Raw genomic sequence first — 16,757 nt, forward strand, 5'->3', positions numbered from 1 at the left:
TTCCTTGATAGATGTTAATAACTAAAAACTAAACTATGGAATTTATAAAAAATGAGGATTTAAAATTAATAATTTCTTGCGCTGGAGAAGAAGTAAATAATATAGACTTTGACAAACTAAAAAACGTATATAGTAAACTAAAGCATATATGTGACCTTCTCACAAAAAAAGGATTTAAATACGAAATTAGACAAGATCCAAGAAAACAAGCTGGACCAGGTAAGTTTGTTTTTCAAGATTACCAATGGGCAAAAGTTTATCCATCTGAATTTTATAATATGGCAAGTGATAAGTTTGCATATATTATTGGTTTTTCAGATACGGTTCATTTTCATTTAATGGGTATAAAAGATTTTCAATATCAAAAAGCCTCAACCGAAGCCAGTAAAAAATGTTGGACTGAAGTAGATTTTGAAAATAAAAATTATGAGTTTGTTGTTGACGAATTTTTAAAATTTGATAGAAAGTTTAAAAATCTTTTTATTGAAACTGGGTTTAAACTTGGTATTTCTGATTTCAAAAAACATTTTGAAAAAATAAATATTGATAAAAATAAAAAGCTTTTAGAATATAAAAAACAAATCATCTTACAAGGACCTCCGGGAACTGGTAAAACCAGAGAAGCAAAGTTGATTGCAAAAGAGTTGATTGGTAATAATTTTAAAATTTCAGAAAAGAATATATTTTCTTTTTTTACAATTAATCAAGAAATATTAGCAAGAAAAGAATCAACAAAATATATTATAAAAGAAATCAATCAAGATTCAATTTTACTATCTACAAATGGTGAAGATAGATCTCCTACTAGGAAACAAATATACGATTCATATATTGGGAAATTATGGGAGAAAAGTAGTGAAGAAAGAAAAAGTAATACTTTATCTTACGCTGACGCCTTAGCAAAGAACTTATTCAACAGATTTAATGATTTAAAGAATAACGATCAAATTAAGCTGATACAATTTCACCCAAGCTATACTTACGAAGATTTTGTAAGAGGAATTGTAGCAGAGTCAAAAGGTGAAAAAATTGAATATAAGAATGTGAATAAGACGTTGGGTGAGTTTGCAGAACTGGCTTTGAAAAACTATCAGAAATCAACTAAATCAGATAGTCTATTATCTAAGAATGAATGGGTAAATGAACAGTTTGATAATTTTGTAGAAACGGTACAATCTAAAATTGATGATACTGGCGAATATAGATTAACGGATAAAGTTAAATTAGTTGATATTGATGAATCTGCTTTTTACTATACAGGTGATTCTTGGTTTGATTCTGCGAAACATAGAATGAAATTCAGTGATATTAAGGAAGCTTTTTTAAGTGATCCGGCAGACAAAAAAGCATTTAAAACATTAGCTAATATCTCTGGTTCAGCAAAACAGCATTATGGCTATTATTACAAAGTATTTTCAGACTTTAAGAATTCTATTACAACAAAATTTAAAGAAGTTGATACAGTTGTAAGAGAACCTGAAAATTTTGTATTAATAATAGACGAAATCAACCGAGCCAATCTTTCCTCAGTTTTAGGTGAACTGATTTACGCTTTAGAATATCGTGGAGAAGAAGTTGAAAGTATGTATTCGGTTGATGATTCTTTGCTGAAAAATAAATTAATTCTTCCGCCAAACTTATACATTATCGGAACCATGAACACCGCAGATCGGAGTGTAGGACATATCGATTACGCCATCAGAAGAAGGTTTGCATTTGTAGAGGTGTTACCGAAAGATTTAACTACTGAAATGAAAGATGGTGAGTTTTACACAGATTTGTTTTCAGCAGTTAAAGCTTTATTTACAAAAGATGAATACCAGACAAAATCTGACTTCGTCTCTCAGGAATTTGAACCTAAAGATGTTGCTCTAGGACACTCTTATTTTATTGATAAAACTAAAGATGGCGGAGATATTAAAACACGGTGGAATTACGAAATCAAACCAATTCTTTTAGAGTATGTAAGAGATGGGGTTTTAAAAGAAACTGCTTCAAAACAAGTTATTTCTATTGAAACTAAATTTGATTTGAAGATTCAATAATTATGGGCATTATCTTAAAAGAACATACTTCTCATAAATTAACAATTACAGAAAAAAAATCTCTTTTTGATTTAGAGCGAAAAAAATATTTATTTTCTCTTCCAAATTATACTGTTGAGATATTACCACGGACTTTTAAAGAAGAGCGTGGAAAAAAATATTTATGTTTTAAAAAGCATCACATTTCTGAAAAAGAAATCACCCTTTATTCGGATTATTTTGTTGGCGTAGATTGGCTTACAAAAGATAAAAGTCGATATATTCAGGTAGAACCTAAATTGAATGACAAGGTTATAAAATCTTTTGAAAAAGTTTCTGATTTTAATGATGAAAATATTTCTGAACAGGAAATACAACTGCTGAATGAAAAAGCTAAGAAAGATATTGAAACTTCTAGTAAAGAATATGAAGTTGATGTAATTGGAATGCTAATTCAGATTATGTCTCGCTCAGAAGTGTCAAAACATGCAAATAATTTACTACTCATTGATTGGAAGGATAAAGAAATTGAAATTACACAGAAACAAGATTTATTAACTCCATTTTTAGTGGTTAAGTTCCTAAATTTATTAAGGGATATTGTAAGAAAAGGGCTGAAAAAATCATACTATAAAGAACAGAAAAACCTAAGCAACAGGGTAAAAGGTAAAATTTTAGTAGGCCAACAGATTAAACAGAATATTTTTAAGAACAGACTCACCCATACAGTATGTGAATATCAGATTTTTGGAGAAGATTTTTTAGAAAACCGCTTTTTAAATAAAGTATTTATTTTCTGTACGAATTATGTAGAAAACAATCATATGTATTTTAAAGAAAACAATGATATATCCTGGTTAATCAATTATATCCGTCCTTCATTTGAACATATTGGATCAGAGATCAGCATACAGGAAATTAAAAATTACAGGCACAATCCTTTTTTTAAAGAATATAAAGAAGCCATTAATATCGGACAGCAGATTTTAAAAAGATTTTCTTATAATATGACCAAAACTACGGAAGAGAAAATCTCTACGCCGCCATTCTGGATTGATATGCCGAAAATGTTCGAACTGTATGTGTATGCACAGTTACTGAAAGATAATCCGGACCTTAATGCAGACAACTTTAATTATCAGTTCTCCACCAATGGAAATGCCTTAGACTTTTTAATTTGCAGTGATGGAAAAAAAATTGTTGTTGATGCTAAGTACAAATTAAAATATAATTATGGTCAAATTCACGAAGATATAAGACAAGTTGCGGGATACGCAAGGTTAAATAAAGTGAGAAATCAATATCCTCAGATAAATGAAGAAATAGAATGTTTGATCATTTATCCCAAACCTATTGATTCAGATGATTATAAAAATAATTTTAAGTTGGAAAATATTATAAATACATACAATCCGATAGATGCGTATCATAATGTTTTCAAAATTGGGATATCTCTACCGCTTTTAAAAACTGTTTAATCTATGTTCCCAACCTACCACATCGCCATCCTTGAAGACAACCCCAAACAACTGGAAAAACTGGAGCTGTATCTTCAGCATATTCCCAATGTTCAGATTGTTTTAAAAAGCAGCAGTTCAGATCATTTCTTTGAGGAACTGAAAACGGTAAAACCGGATATTTTGCTGGCGGATCTGGATCTGGGCAGCGACAGCATGACGGGAATGGAAGTGGCGCAGGAAATCGGGATTCCCGTTTTCTTTGCAAGTTTCAATACCAGAGAATACATCAAAGATATTGAGAATCTGAAGCGCGATTCCGGGATTTGTGTAGATCATATTACCAAGCCTTTTACGGAAGAAAAATTTGTTAAAAGTTTTAAAAGGTTCTTACAGGAAATGTATTTGTTTTCTAGTCTTCAGTACGTTTATCTGGATTTTAATAAAACAAAAAGAAACAGGATTCTGATTGATGATATCGTCTATTTAAGCGCAGATAAGTCTTCCGGCTCCGAATCCAACAACAAGCAGATTCATTTCATTAACCGGAAAACGGAGAATCTTATTGATTTTTCCTTTTCGAAAATGGAAGATAAAGGACTGATGAAAAGTCAGTTTATAACGATTCATAAATCTTTCAGAGTCAATAAGAAATACATTCAGTGTTATCATAAAAAAGATGAACACGTAGAAATCATTGTATTTGATGAAAAAAACAAGACAAAATGTCATTATCTGCCTGTGTCAGAAAATTATCAGAATGACATAAAAAAACTTTTGGGCTAACGGCTCTTATTCCTCAAAAAAAAGCTTTTGTTCCTGCGTTTCCGGTTATGTTTTCCGGAAACGCATTTTTTTGTTTTCCGGATGTTTTTTTGTTGGTACTCCTGTACAATAAACAATTATTAAAACAAACAATGGAAACATCTTTTGAAGGAATAATTCCTTCCGTTAATTATCATCTCTGGGAACCCTGTAATATGAAATGCAGGTTCTGCTTTGCAACATTTCAGGAGGCTAAAAAAATACTTCCTAAAGGACATTTGCCTAAAGAACAATCTCTGGAACTGATAAAGCAGATTGCCGGAATGGGCTTTAAAAAAATAACCTTTGCAGGAGGGGAGCCTACAATATGTCCATGGATTTCAGATCTTATTGCCGCTGCAAAAGAATCAGGAATGACTACAATGCTGGTGACCAACGGAACCAAGCTGAATGAAACGTTTTTTAAGAAAAACCAGAAGAATCTGGACTGGATCATCCTAAGTATTGACAGTCTGAATGATACGACCAATATTAAGTCGGGAAGAGCTTTTAAAGGAAAAGAGCCGTTAACTGCGGAAGCCTATAAATTGCTTATAGATGAAATTAAGAGGTATGGTTTTCAATTAAAAATCAACACAGTTGTCCATCACCTGAATTACAATGAATCTTTAATGGATCTGATTCTTTATGCTCAGCCAAAACGCTGGAAGGTATTTCAGGTTCTGCCGATGAAAGGGGAGAATGATGAACACATTGAAGAATTTATTATCAGTCAACAACAGTTCGATCATTTTATAGCGAACCATCAATTTTTGAAAGATCATGAAATATTGGTTTCTGAAGATAATTCTGAAATGAAAGACAGCTATGTAATGATAGATCCTGCTGGAAGGTTTTTTACCAATAAAGAAGGCTTTCAGGAATACAGCAGACCAATATTGGAAGCAGGGGCTAAAAAAGCTTATGATGAGATGGATTACAGCTATAGAAACTTTTTAGACAGAGGGGGTTTATATCAATGGGATTAATATTTAAAAATTATATGAAAACAAAAATTACATTATCCGGTGAAGTGGCTTCCGGGAAAAGTACAGTAGGAAAATTACTGGCAGAACAATTAGGGTATCAGTTTATTTCTTTAGGAAATTTAATCCGGAAGAGAGCAGAAAATGAAGGAATAAGTATTGTTGAATTTCAGCGAAGATGTACTGAAAATCCGGAAACAGATAAAGAAATTGACAGGGAATTTGCTGATGAATGCAATAAAAAAGAACATTTAATTATTGATTATCGTTTAGGATTTAAATTTATAAGCAATGCCTTTCATGTATTTCTTAAAATCTCTGAGGAAGATGCGTCAGAAAGACTCAGAAAATCTGAAAGAGGTGATGAATCTTCAAAAACGATTCCTGAAAGAAACAATGCCTTTAAGAAACAATTTAAAAATGCGTATGATATAGATTATACTTTAGAATCACACTATGATCTGGTCGTGAATATCAACAACCAAATAACGCCTCAGGAAATTGTAGATATTATTTTGTCTGAGATCAAAAGTTAATTGCTGAGTAATTAATAACGCTGTCCCAAAAGTCAGATTGACTTTTGGGACAGCAGCTTTTATACTTTCATTGTAAAAATGATCCTCAATTCAACACCTCCGATCCAAAAATCCTCACACAGTACTCACTCCCCAGAAATCTCGGATCACCATATTTCTCAGACCAGAAACCATCCAGAACATCTTTACTGATACAGCGGTAAACCGCTACACCCTTGTAAATTTTGAGATCTTCCCCTTTGTAGCGGAAGTTGATCACCAGAATTCCGTCTTTATAAAAACCGGTGCCTTGCTGCATATGATCCCCAATCATCCACTCAGCAATGATGCGTTGGTTTTCGTCGAGGGATAAGGTGAGAATCCCATAATAAGAAACTTCCGCAAACTCTTCCTGATTACTTCCCTGAATAGAATAACTTCCTGCTAAATCCTGTACTGTCATTTAATTTAATTAATCATACAAATGTAAATTAATATGAGATTTTACAGAGGATTCTTTATAATTATTTAGAATAAATCTGCTAAGGATATTTTTTATTCAATAAGTGTTGAAATATTTTGCAGATCTAATGTTTTTTTATATTTTTATCTCTCAAACTATAAAAAATATATCATGAAAAATCTAAAAAAGGTTTCTAGAAATGCGATGAAATCTATTCAGGGAGGTATCATTAAAGGTATGGTAAGATGTAAAGATCCAAATACATGCGTTGTTCAATGGGGATGGGGTGGAGGATCATCAAGTAACTGCGGTACTTTTGATATTATTTGTGGAGAAGCTCCTCCGCAGGATCCTTGCGAATATACTTTATGTGTATAAAAAATATTTAAAGGAGTGTTTATTAACACTCTTTTTTATTTTAGATTTGCCAATGTTTTATTTTTTAACAGCCATCAATCTTTTTACCTTTATTATTTATGGAGCCGACAAGAGAAAAGCAGAAAAGCACCGGCGGAGAATTTCTGAAAATACGCTTTTGGCGGTTTCTTTTTTGGGTGGAACTATCGGAGCTTTACTGGCAATGATCTTCTTCAGACATAAAATTTCCAAGACTTCCTTTTTATTAAAATTTGGACTCATTGTTTTATTACAGGCTGTTTTCATTTACCTTTTTGAAAATACTTTCTAAAATGGAAAAACTATACAGATTTTATGACTAATATATTAATCCCTAATAAATATTTTGTGATCATATTATACGTGTAAAGTAGACAGTTCACTTTTTAGTCCGAATCCTTTTTTTGATAAGTAAATTTTAAAAGTTCATATATTCACCCCACAAATAAATCATTTCACAACATTTTTCTTATTTAAATTACAGAAACAATATTTTTGCTCAATAGATATGGAAAAAAAGAATAAAAGAAGAATATTTATTTTAGGAGCAGATTGATTTCTGTTACAATATTTAAATTTCGATGTTCATTCCATTTCAGAAGAACTTTTGCAATAAAATTACTAATAAAGAAATAACATTAGCTTAAGATAATATCATATCATATGAAAAATACGATAGTTGGTCTTTTCTGTTTTATATCGCTATTCTCTTGCGCACAAGAAAGGAAAGCCGGTTCGGGCTTAAATTTTAACCCCGACAAATACGAGATTCAAATTCTTACTTACAATGGTAAAGAAATCCGCGTAAGAGCTTTTGAGAAAATTGTTTATGTGGAAAAACCTGTAGACACAACCTATCAGGTTCTTAATTTTTATGTTCCTGAAGAATATTACAGAAATAAAAGTATTAATGGATACAATGCCCAAAATGCCCCTATATTTTTCCCTAACCAAGTAGGTGGTTATATGCCTGCTGAACCCGGATCTACAAAGTTAAACAATTTTAGACCTCCGATTAATGGCGGTGTGGTAAAAGATAATAACCAACAAAGACCACAAGGCGGGTTGGAAGACAAAAAAGAAAATACCATCTTAAAGGCCTTGTCTCATGGTTATGTAGTAGCTTCTGCGGGAGCAAGAGGGCGCACGAATAAAAATAAAGATGGCAAATACTATGGGAAAGCACCTGCCGGGCTGGTCGATTTAAAGGCTGCCATTCGTTATCTTAAACTAAACGACCGCGAAATGCCGGGCAATGCCGACAAAATTATTTCCAATGGAACCAGTGCTGGTGGTGCCATGTCAGCTTTATTGGGAGCTACCGGAGATAACCCTGATTATTTGCCTTATCTGAAAGAAATAGGAGCAGCAGAGACCAGCGATGCTATTTATGCCTCCTCTGATTACTGCCCAATTACCAATTTGGATCACGCAGACGCTGCTTATGAATGGCAGTTTTTCGGGGTAAATGATTACAAAAAAGGAGGGCTCTTTGGACCTCAAGCCGATACAGCTACAGAAACTTTAAATGAAAGGCAACAGAAAGTCTCATTGGAGTTAAAAAACACATTTCCTGCCTATATCAATTCTCTAAAACTTAAAGATGAAAAGGGAAACCTCCTCACATTAGATAATAGTGGAAATGGTTCTTTCAAAGAGTTTTTGAAGGCAAAAGTAATTGTATCAGCCAATGTCGCATTAAAGGCAGGAACTGATCTTTCCGAAAGACCCTTTCTTATCATAAAAAACGGAATAGTAACAGACATTAATTGGGATGAGTATATACGCTATATGCAAAGACAAAAAACACCACCTGCTTTTGATGCGCTGGATTTATCAGCAGCAGAAAATACAGAGTTTGGAACAGAAAGTTTTGATGCAAAACATTTTACTGAATATAGCTTAAAAAATACTACAGTAAGTAATGCAGTGATAGCGGATAAACAAATTGTAAAAATGATGAATCCTATGAATTATATCGGAGATGCTCATACAAAAACAGCAAAATATTGGAGAATTCGTCACGGTTCAAAAGATAAAGATACTGGTTTGGCGATTTCTGCTATTTTAGCTGTGAGACTTGCAAACCAATGCTATCATGTAGATTATGCATTGCCTTGGGACAAACATCATAGTGGAGATTACGATTTGGACGAGCTTTTCCATTGGATAGATCAGATTTCCAAATAAAAAATAGGTAGAATTTTAAGCTCTTTTGATTATGAGTAGCAATTCGTTTATTTCTTCGGAAAGTATTATTAAAGATATTTATTTTCCGAAGATTTTTTTATTAAATTCTAAAAAGTACTCATTTATTTCACTAACTTTCAAATACTGCGAAACGAAAACCCGCAAATTATTTCTTCATTTTTTTTCCAAGTATTTAGCGATAACGAATCATCTATGATTTGTTTTCTTTTCGGCTACATAATGTCCCCATTTATTAATAACATCCAAAGCAGGAATAAACGTTCTGCCAAATTGAGTCAGACTGTAGAATACTTTTACTGGAGCTTTATCTCCATCTACAGTTCTGGATATTAAACCGTCTGATTCTAAATTTTTTAACTGTAAACTGAGTGTCATCTCTGTAATTACTTCAATTTCTTTTCTCAGTTCATTAAAACGTTTATCTCCGTCTTTAAGATGATATAAGATAACAGCTTTCCATTTTCCACCGACTAAATCCATTGCGAGACTTATTGTACAAGGATAATATTTTCCTTCAACTTCTATGTTTTTTCCCATTGTTTTTACATATCAATTTTGATAGTTCTTGCAAAAATAAATAACTATTAATAATTTTGCAACTATAATTACTTTAGTTATTTATTAAACAGATGTAATATCAATTTAAAGAGATTCTTTTTATATTAAAAGATATTTATAATCGTAAAATTTTTAAATTTTTGCAGGCAGGAATATTTTTCAATACTAATTTTTCCTGTAACGTATTTATATTAAAAACAACTCTAAGAATGCTTACTCAATATAAATCATGTAAAATGAAACAAAATGCTATAATATGGCCGGAAAAATATACTCCGGGCACAACAGACAATTACTGTTCAAATGAGGTGATCGTAAAAGATATAACCGCCTCTGAGGTTTGGCCTTACCTTACCAATCCGTTTACTTGGCCAACCTATTACTCCAATTCTTCAGATATTGAATTTTTAAAAGCTGGCGATAATGAATTGTATCATGATGTACGATTCCGATTCAAGACTTTTGGTTTTCCGATAGAGGCTCAAGTTACCGAGTTTGTGCCTCCTTCAGAAAATGAACCTGCAAGACTTGCTTGGCATGGTTGGGCAGAAGGTGATGAAGAGGCTCGGTTGGACGTAATCCACGCATGGCTTATAGAAGATCTACCGGGTAACAGAGTACGTATTCTCACCCAAGAGAGTCAAATTGGCAAACCTGCGCAGCAATTGGCTAAACAAAAACCTAACCCAATGATAAATGGTCATCAGGAATGGCTTGAAGGCTTGATAGACGCTATCATTAAATCAAACGATACACGACTTTAGTGTAAATATTTAAATCCTCTATGCTTACAGAATTTCTTTGAGCAAATATATTTGTGCACAACCACAAAACTTGACATAATATTTCTAATTATGAGGATTTTTTTAGATGCTAATATTTAAATTCCTCATTATGAATTTGTTAATTAACAAAAGTTATTGATGCATATTTCATTAAAAATCACTATTTTTGCACCCGTAAAAATCTTATATGCAAAACATTAGAAATATTGCGATTATCGCACACGTTGACCACGGTAAGACTACTCTGGTCGACAAGATCATCCACGCTACCAACATTTTCAGAGAAAATCAGGAGAGTGGGGAGTTAATTATGGATAACAACGATCTTGAAAGAGAAAGAGGGATCACCATCTTATCCAAGAATATTTCTGTTACTTATAAAGACACGAAAATTAACGTAATTGATACACCGGGTCACGCCGATTTCGGAGGAGAGGTAGAAAGAGTACTGAAAATGGCAGACGGGGTAATTTTGTTGGTGGATGCGTTCGAAGGACCGATGCCACAGACAAGATTCGTACTTCAGAAAGCTTTGGAGCTTGGTTTAAGACCTTTGGTGGTAATCAATAAAGTAGATAAGCCAAACTGCCGTCCGGATGAGGTTCACGATCAGGTATTCGATCTTTTCTTCAATCTGGATGCTACTGAAGAGCAATTGGATTTCCCAACGTTCTACGGTTCTTCTAAACAGGGATGGTTCAACACTTCATTAGAGCAGACGGAAGATATTTTACCATTACTGGATGGTATTTTACAGTATGTTCCTGCACCGAAAGTTACAGAAGGTAACCTTCAGATGCAGATCACTTCTCTGGATTATTCTTCTTTCTTAGGAAGAATCGCAATCGGAAAAGTAACGAGAGGAGAAATTAAAGAATCTCAGTGGATCGGTCTTGCACAGGCAGACGGAAAAGTAGCTAAAGGAAAAGTAAAAGAACTATACGTTTTCGAAGGTTTAGGAAAGAAAAAAGTAACTGAAGTTCAGGCAGGAGATATCTGTGCTGTGGTAGGTTTCGACGCTTTCCAGATCGGAGATTCTTTCGTAGATCTTGAAAATCCTGAACCATTGGAAAGAACGGCAATTGACGAGCCTACGCTGAACATGACGTTCTCCATCAACAATTCACCTTTCTTCGGGAAAGACGGTAAATATGTAACGTCTAACCACTTAAAAGAAAGATTAACCAAAGAATTAGAGAAAAACTTAGCATTAAGAGTTCAGCAGACCGATGATGCCAACACGTTCTTAGTATTCGGTAGAGGTATTCTTCACTTGTCAGTTCTTATTGAAACCATGAGAAGAGAAGGATATGAAATGACGATCGGTCAGCCACAGGTAATCCTTAAAGAAGTAGACGGTGTAAACTGTGAGCCTTACGAATCTTTGGTAGTAGACGTTCCTGAAGAATATGCTTCAAGAGTAATCGACCTTGCTACCCAGAGAAAAGGAGACCTTCACATCATGGAAACCAAAGGGGAGATGCAGCATATGGAATTCGAAATTCCTTCAAGAGGTTTGATCGGATTGCGTTCTCAGATGTTAACAGCGACGGCGGGAGAAGCGATCATGGCACACCGTTTCACAGAATACAAGCCTTTCAAAGGCGCTATTCCGGGAAGAAACAACGGGGTGTTGATCAGCAAAACGCAAGGTCCGGCAACAGAATATTCCATCAACAAACTACAGGACAGAGGCAAGTTCTTCGTAGATCCGGGAGAGGAAATCTACGCAGGAATGATCATCGGTGAACAGAACAAACCGGGTGACCTTGTGGTAAACATCGTGGAAGCAAAGCAGTTAAACAACATGAGAGCAGCAGGTAAAGATAAAGATACAGGAGTTGCTCCGAAAATCTTATTCTCTCTTGAAGAATGTATGGAATATATTCAGGGTGATGAAGCCATTGAAGTAACGCCAAACTTCATCCGTATGAGAAAAAAATTACTTTCTGAAGAAGACAGAAAAAAAGTGGAAAGAGCAGCTAAAGCTTAATTCAGTTTTTATAATAACAAAGCTCCGATTTTTCGGGGCTTTTTTTGTTTTAAATTTACTAATTTAGCATAAGCAAAATAGTAAGAACATGACAATTACTAAAGAAAAACTCCATAGACAGATTGATGAATTTCCGGATGAGATCAGTATTGATGAAGTAATAGAAAGATTAATTATGATCGAAAAACTGGAGATCAGAAAAAAAGAATCTGAAGATAATGAAACCATTAGTGAGGATGAGCTTAAAAATGAAATAGACAAATGGTTCAGATAAAATGGCTGAAATCTGCAAAAAATGATTTGAAAGAAATTTATGACTTCGTTAGTTTAGATTCTAAAAGATATGCGAAGTTTCAAATTGAAAAAATTCAGAATAAAACAGAAATTTTAAAGACAGGAAATATTGTCGGGAAAAAAGTTTCCGAGTTGGATGATGAAAACATCAGAGAAATCTTCGAAGGAAACTACAGAATCATTTATCGTATAGTTTCTCCGGAGGAAATTCACATTATCCTGATTCATCACGGTGCAAGAAATTTGCACAATAGAGCAAAGTGATTTAAAAGAATAAGTATATCTTACATTTTCTATTTTACAATAACATTCAATAGGGGCGGACTTTAGTCCGCTTTCAGCATTATTCCTCTAGACTGGCTTTGGTCAAAATTAATATAAAACTTGCCTAAACTTTTTTACCGCAAAAGATGCAAAAGATTGTAACACTTTAATTGTTTAAATTTAATAATTAAATGGGAAAAAGAGTACATAAGTTAAAAAAATCAAAGATTTTCTCTCTTTGCAGACTTTTGAAATACCTTAAATAAATCCAATAAAGTCTTTTGTCTCTTTTGCGGTAAAATTTAAAATGAGTTTAAACAAACTTACAAAATAAGGAAGTCTTTTAAAGCTTACTTGAGTGAAACGCCTTAGCGGACTTAAAAACAGTTAGTAATCAAAAAAACTTTGTGTTAAAGCATCTATAATTTAAATCAAAGTTCAAATAATTCATTTTATTATCGTAATTTAAAATCAACAAAATAAATTAATGTAGTTTTGCAGACTATGAGAATGAATACCCTAAAAATGATCGTTTTATCGGGATTTTTTACATCATTTGTTGCCTGTTCTACACAGAACAACGCAGTGAAAGCTTCCACTCCCGTAAGAAATTCCGTTAAACCAAATATACCAAAACCGCCGCTTCCCATTACCAGTACAGATTCTTCGGCAGTACCGCCGAATGACGGCACCTTCCGAACCAATCTTCCGGAAATCAAAAGAGAGTTCCGCGGAGCATGGATTGCAAGCGTTGCCAATATCAACTGGCCTTCAAGAAACAACCTGTCGGTCGATCAGCAGAAAGCCGAAGCCATTTCCATGCTTGATATGCTGAAAGACAACAATTTTAACGCTGTTATTTTTCAGGTAAGACCTTCCGCAGATGCTTTGTATACCAGTAATCTGGAACCATGGTCGTATTTCCTGACCGGACAGACCGGAGCTGCTCCTTATCCGAATTATGATCCTTTACAGTTCTGGATCGAAGAATCCCACAAAAGAGGACTGGAACTCCATGTGTGGCTGAATCCGTACCGCGCGCATCATTCGAACGGAGGCTCACCCAACAGTTTATCTATGGTGAATAAGCTTTCCGACATCGTCATCCGCCTGAAAAACGGAATGTACTGGTTTGATCCCGCTGATCCCAAAACGCAGGGACACGTTTCGAATGTGGTAAAAGATATTGTAACAAGATATGATATTGATGCCGTACATTTTGATGACTATTTTTACCCTTACGCAACCTATAATAAAGGAGCCGATTTTCCGGACAATAAAACCTGGAATGCGTACGTAAGCAGCGGAGGAACCTTAACAAGAGCCGACTGGAGAAGAGATAATGTGAATAAATTTGTTGAAAGAATTTACAAAGAAATCCACGCAGAAAAGAACTATGTGCGATTCGGGATCAGTCCGTTCGGAATCTGGAAACCCGGTTATCCGGAAGGAGTCACAGGTTCTTCTCAGTATGATGAGCTGTATGCAGATGCTAAATTATGGTTAAATAAAGGCTGGGTAGATTATTTCTCGCCACAGCTGTACTGGCCGATAGAATCCAAAGGACAGCCTTTTGAGGGCTTATTGAACTGGTGGAAATCTGAAAACACCATGAACCGACATCTTTGGCCGGGCTTGAATACGGTGGAAATTAAAACTTCAGACCGACCGACAGAAATTAAAAATCAGATCGAAATATCACGTCAGGTGTTAGGGAAAGATGCAGGGGAAATCCACTGGAGTATTGCCGGTTTAACCAAAAATGCCAATATGCTTCCGACCCTGAAAAACGGGCCGTACAAAGAAAAAGCGTTGGTTCCGAAATCACCGTGGATAAAAGCCGTCCCTCTGCAGACCCCGACTTTGTTCATCAATGATAACGGAAATTCTGCGCAGATAAGCTGGAGCATAAAGAATATAAAAGATGTTTTTCAATGGGTGCTTTTTACCCAGTACAACGGAGTCTGGGAAACCGAAATCCTTACACTGGATCAGCTTTCCAGAGAAATTCCTAAAAATAAAGACGGAAAAGTACTGAATGCAGTTGCCATCAAAGCAATTGACCGATTGGGAAATGAAAGCGATTATATCGCGAAGAAAATAAAGTAATTTTAATAAATACAGATAAATAAACTCAGCAGTCTTAAACAGGCTGCTGGGTTTTTTATTTTAACCACAAAAGGCGCAAAAGATTTTAATGCATTTTTAAAAGTTAACAAGCGTAAGAATAAAGAACACAACAGTTTTTAAAAATCTTTGATTTTTATACTTTTGAGGACTTTAATTATTTTGAAACTGAACTTTATCATTATCTTTTGCGCCTTTTGTGGCTAAATTTCCCTGTCATTCAGAATGAAATTTTGCGAAGCATTATGCAATGAGGAATCTCTTAAAATGCAGTTCTTTTAGATTTTCCGGTTCCACTTTGTTTCGTTCAAAATGACAGCGTGCAGATTTAATGGGACATACTTTTTTAACCACATAGGTCACATAAGATTTTAAATAATCGGCGTATTGTATGCAAGAACACATTAGTTTATGAAAATCTTTGATTTTCTTCTTATGTGATCTTTTAAAATATTTAATTAAACTAACTTATGTGACTAATGTGTTATATTTTAAAACAGTAAATCTGTCATTCAGAATGAAATTTTGCGCAGCATTATGCAATGAAGAATCTCTTGAAATACAGTTCTTTTAGATTTTCCGGTTCCACTTCGTTTCGCTCAAAATGACAGTTGAGGATTGAATGTAAGATTTTTTTAAACACATAAGTCACATAAGATTTTAAATAATCGGCATATTGTATGCAAGAACACATTAGTTTGTGAAAATCTTTGATTTTCTTCTTTAAATATCTAATTAAACTAAACTTATGTGACTAATGTGTTATATTTTAATTTTTCGGCTCCACTTCGTTTCGCTCAAAATGACAGTGTTGCAGATTGAATGGAACATACTTTTTTAACCACATCAGTCACATAAGATTTTAAATCATCACCGCATTGTATGAAAGAACATATCAGTTTTTTGAAAAGCAAAGATTTTGATCTTATTTTTAAAGAAGTTAATGTAGTGATTATAAATCTCTGCTTAGCAAAAGCTTTGTGAGCCTAAGAACAATGAATAATTGAAAAGTCATTCATCAATTTTGGGTTAAAATTCAGCATTATGATGAATAAAAGATTATAATATAAAATTAAAGATCTCCAAATTCGAAATAGTATAAAAGAAATATCATTTAATATAGTAAATTTGCTTCTGTATATAATAACCGGATCTGGGCTAACTGTAATGATATGAATGATTTTTTAATAGGCATTGGAAAGAGACTAAAAGATATCAGGAAAAAAAATAATTTAACCATTAACGAATTAGCTTTCAGAGCCAATGTAAGCAATGGGCTTGTTTCCAGAATAGAAAACGGAAGAACGATTCCTTCGCTTCCTGTGCTGTTGGATTTAATCCAGTCTCTGGAAATTGATGCGAGTTACTTTTTTGAAGGGGTTGAGAAAAAATCAAACGCAAAATTCATTTACCTGCCCAAAGAAAACCAGCAGCTTATTGAAAAAGAAGTGGAAGCCGAAGGGTTTAAATACATGCATATCTTCAGCAAAAGTCTTCATTCTTTAGGTTTTGAAGCTGTTTTACTCACCCTTGAACCCAATGCCAAAAGAGAAAAAGTAATAACTGATGCATGGGAATTCAAGTATATTCTGAAAGGAGAAGTAAAATATCTGATCGATAATGAAGAAGTGATATTAAAAGAAGGAGATTCCCTTTATTTTAACGGAAAATTCCCGCACGTTCCGGTGAGCATCAGTAATGAAAGCTGCATTATGCTGGTTTTGTATTTTTACTCAGGATAAATTTTACATCTCTTTTTTAATTGTTTATTTACAAATATTCAATTATTATTTTTCATAAAAGTTTACAAATACGCAACTTTCTGTTTTTTATCAAACCTTCTGATTTAACTTTAAATTAATCTTTGGGCGTTTGTTTTT

16 protein-coding genes are annotated in these 16,757 nt (G+C 33.8%); 14 read left to right on the plus strand and 2 right to left on the minus strand.

Going from position 1 to position 16,757, the window contains the following annotated elements:
• Positions 1-35 precede the first annotated feature (35 nt).
• The 5 genes from BW951_RS00045 (at position 36) to BW951_RS00065 (ending at position 5,807) form a co-directional block, all read left to right on the plus strand.
• Positions 36-2,045: an AAA family ATPase gene (locus tag BW951_RS00045; RefSeq protein WP_076389833.1), complete on the plus strand. Its 2,010-nt coding sequence runs from the start codon at positions 36-38 to the stop codon at positions 2,043-2,045.
• Positions 2,046-2,047: 2 nt separating this feature from the next.
• Positions 2,048-3,502, plus strand: a complete 1,455-nt coding sequence (locus BW951_RS00050) for a 5-methylcytosine restriction system specificity protein McrC (protein WP_084196317.1) — start codon at positions 2,048-2,050, stop codon at positions 3,500-3,502.
• A gap of 3 nt (positions 3,503-3,505) precedes the next feature.
• A complete protein-coding gene (locus BW951_RS00055) occupies positions 3,506-4,267 on the plus strand; it encodes a LytR/AlgR family response regulator transcription factor (RefSeq protein ID WP_076389835.1) in 762 nt (253 codons plus the stop codon).
• Positions 4,268-4,398: 131 nt separating this feature from the next.
• Entirely contained in the window at positions 4,399-5,274 is an 876-nt protein-coding gene (locus tag BW951_RS00060; protein WP_175608764.1) for a viperin family antiviral radical SAM protein, read from the plus strand.
• A gap of 14 nt (positions 5,275-5,288) precedes the next feature.
• Positions 5,289-5,807 (plus strand): cytidylate kinase family protein, encoded by a 519-nt coding sequence (locus BW951_RS00065; protein WP_076390521.1) that lies wholly within the window; start codon positions 5,289-5,291, stop codon positions 5,805-5,807.
• An 85-nt stretch (positions 5,808-5,892) separates the two neighbouring features.
• On the opposite strand, the gene BW951_RS00070 is transcribed toward BW951_RS00065, so the two are convergent.
• Entirely contained in the window at positions 5,893-6,249 is a 357-nt protein-coding gene (locus BW951_RS00070; protein ID WP_076389837.1) for a hypothetical protein, read from the minus strand.
• A gap of 171 nt (positions 6,250-6,420) precedes the next feature.
• Here BW951_RS00070 and BW951_RS00075 point away from each other — a divergent pair, with 171 nt between their 5' ends.
• The 3 genes from BW951_RS00075 (at position 6,421) to BW951_RS00085 (ending at position 8,835) form a co-directional block, all read left to right on the plus strand.
• A complete protein-coding gene (locus BW951_RS00075; protein ID WP_076389839.1) occupies positions 6,421-6,627 on the plus strand; it encodes a bacteriocin-like protein in 207 nt (68 codons plus the stop codon).
• Between the two features lie 52 nt (positions 6,628-6,679).
• Positions 6,680-6,937, plus strand: a complete 258-nt coding sequence (locus BW951_RS00080) for a DUF1294 domain-containing protein (protein WP_076389841.1) — start codon at positions 6,680-6,682, stop codon at positions 6,935-6,937.
• Between the two features lie 371 nt (positions 6,938-7,308).
• Positions 7,309-8,835: a subtype B tannase gene (locus BW951_RS00085; RefSeq protein WP_076389843.1), complete on the plus strand. Its 1,527-nt coding sequence runs from the start codon at positions 7,309-7,311 to the stop codon at positions 8,833-8,835.
• Positions 8,836-9,042: 207 nt separating this feature from the next.
• Here the strand turns inward: BW951_RS00085 and BW951_RS00090 are convergent, their stop codons facing one another.
• Positions 9,043-9,393, minus strand: a complete 351-nt coding sequence (locus tag BW951_RS00090; protein WP_076389845.1) for a winged helix-turn-helix transcriptional regulator — start codon at positions 9,391-9,393, stop codon at positions 9,043-9,045.
• A 161-nt stretch (positions 9,394-9,554) separates the two neighbouring features.
• Between BW951_RS00090 and BW951_RS00095 the strand changes: the two genes are divergently transcribed.
• The 6 genes from BW951_RS00095 to BW951_RS00120 all read left to right on the plus strand — a co-directional run bounded on the left by BW951_RS00095 (position 9,555) and on the right by BW951_RS00120 (position 16,619).
• Complete coding sequence (locus tag BW951_RS00095; protein WP_206608143.1) at positions 9,555-10,178, plus strand: SRPBCC family protein; 624 nt, start codon at positions 9,555-9,557, stop codon at positions 10,176-10,178.
• Between the two features lie 208 nt (positions 10,179-10,386).
• On the plus strand, positions 10,387-12,192 hold the full coding sequence (gene typA, locus BW951_RS00100; RefSeq protein WP_076389847.1) for a translational GTPase TypA: 1,806 nt from the start codon (positions 10,387-10,389) through the stop codon (positions 12,190-12,192).
• Between the two features lie 88 nt (positions 12,193-12,280).
• Positions 12,281-12,466, plus strand: a complete 186-nt coding sequence (locus BW951_RS00105; protein ID WP_076389849.1) for a hypothetical protein — start codon at positions 12,281-12,283, stop codon at positions 12,464-12,466.
• Positions 12,454-12,750, plus strand: a complete 297-nt coding sequence (locus BW951_RS00110; protein WP_076389851.1) for a type II toxin-antitoxin system RelE/ParE family toxin — start codon at positions 12,454-12,456, stop codon at positions 12,748-12,750. Before BW951_RS00105 ends, BW951_RS00110 begins: the two co-directional genes overlap by 13 nt.
• A gap of 510 nt (positions 12,751-13,260) precedes the next feature.
• Complete coding sequence (locus BW951_RS00115; protein WP_338076368.1) at positions 13,261-14,859, plus strand: glycoside hydrolase family 10-like protein; 1,599 nt, start codon at positions 13,261-13,263, stop codon at positions 14,857-14,859.
• Positions 14,860-16,049: 1,190 nt separating this feature from the next.
• Positions 16,050-16,619 (plus strand): helix-turn-helix domain-containing protein, encoded by a 570-nt coding sequence (locus BW951_RS00120; RefSeq protein WP_084196320.1) that lies wholly within the window; start codon positions 16,050-16,052, stop codon positions 16,617-16,619.
• Positions 16,620-16,757 lie beyond the last annotated feature (138 nt).

Source organism: Chryseobacterium gambrini (assembly GCF_900156825.1).
Taxonomy (GTDB): Bacteria; Bacteroidota; Bacteroidia; order Flavobacteriales; family Weeksellaceae; genus Chryseobacterium; species Chryseobacterium gambrini.

Excerpts from the sequence above, each read along its gene's own strand:
- BW951_RS00045 (WP_076389833.1), top strand. The coding sequence starts at position 36 with ATGGAATTTATAAAAAATGAGGATTTAAAATTAATAATTTCTTGCGCT.
- BW951_RS00090 (WP_076389845.1), bottom strand. The coding sequence starts at position 9,393 with ATGGGAAAAAACATAGAAGTTGAAGGAAAATATTATCCTTGTACAATA.
- BW951_RS00110 (WP_076389851.1), top strand. The coding sequence starts at position 12,454 with ATGGTTCAGATAAAATGGCTGAAATCTGCAAAAAATGATTTGAAAGAA.
- BW951_RS00080 (WP_076389841.1), top strand. The coding sequence starts at position 6,680 with ATGTTTTATTTTTTAACAGCCATCAATCTTTTTACCTTTATTATTTAT.
- BW951_RS00115 (WP_338076368.1), top strand. The coding sequence starts at position 13,261 with ATGAATACCCTAAAAATGATCGTTTTATCGGGATTTTTTACATCATTT.
- BW951_RS00060 (WP_175608764.1), top strand. The coding sequence starts at position 4,399 with ATGGAAACATCTTTTGAAGGAATAATTCCTTCCGTTAATTATCATCTC.
- BW951_RS00120 (WP_084196320.1), top strand. The coding sequence starts at position 16,050 with ATGAATGATTTTTTAATAGGCATTGGAAAGAGACTAAAAGATATCAGG.
- BW951_RS00070 (WP_076389837.1), bottom strand. The coding sequence starts at position 6,249 with ATGACAGTACAGGATTTAGCAGGAAGTTATTCTATTCAGGGAAGTAAT.
- typA (WP_076389847.1), top strand. The coding sequence starts at position 10,387 with ATGCAAAACATTAGAAATATTGCGATTATCGCACACGTTGACCACGGT.
- BW951_RS00050 (WP_084196317.1), top strand. The coding sequence starts at position 2,048 with ATGGGCATTATCTTAAAAGAACATACTTCTCATAAATTAACAATTACA.
- BW951_RS00105 (WP_076389849.1), top strand. The coding sequence starts at position 12,281 with ATGACAATTACTAAAGAAAAACTCCATAGACAGATTGATGAATTTCCG.
- BW951_RS00085 (WP_076389843.1), top strand. The coding sequence starts at position 7,309 with ATGAAAAATACGATAGTTGGTCTTTTCTGTTTTATATCGCTATTCTCT.
- BW951_RS00055 (WP_076389835.1), top strand. The coding sequence starts at position 3,506 with ATGTTCCCAACCTACCACATCGCCATCCTTGAAGACAACCCCAAACAA.
- BW951_RS00075 (WP_076389839.1), top strand. The coding sequence starts at position 6,421 with ATGAAAAATCTAAAAAAGGTTTCTAGAAATGCGATGAAATCTATTCAG.
- BW951_RS00065 (WP_076390521.1), top strand. The coding sequence starts at position 5,289 with ATGAAAACAAAAATTACATTATCCGGTGAAGTGGCTTCCGGGAAAAGT.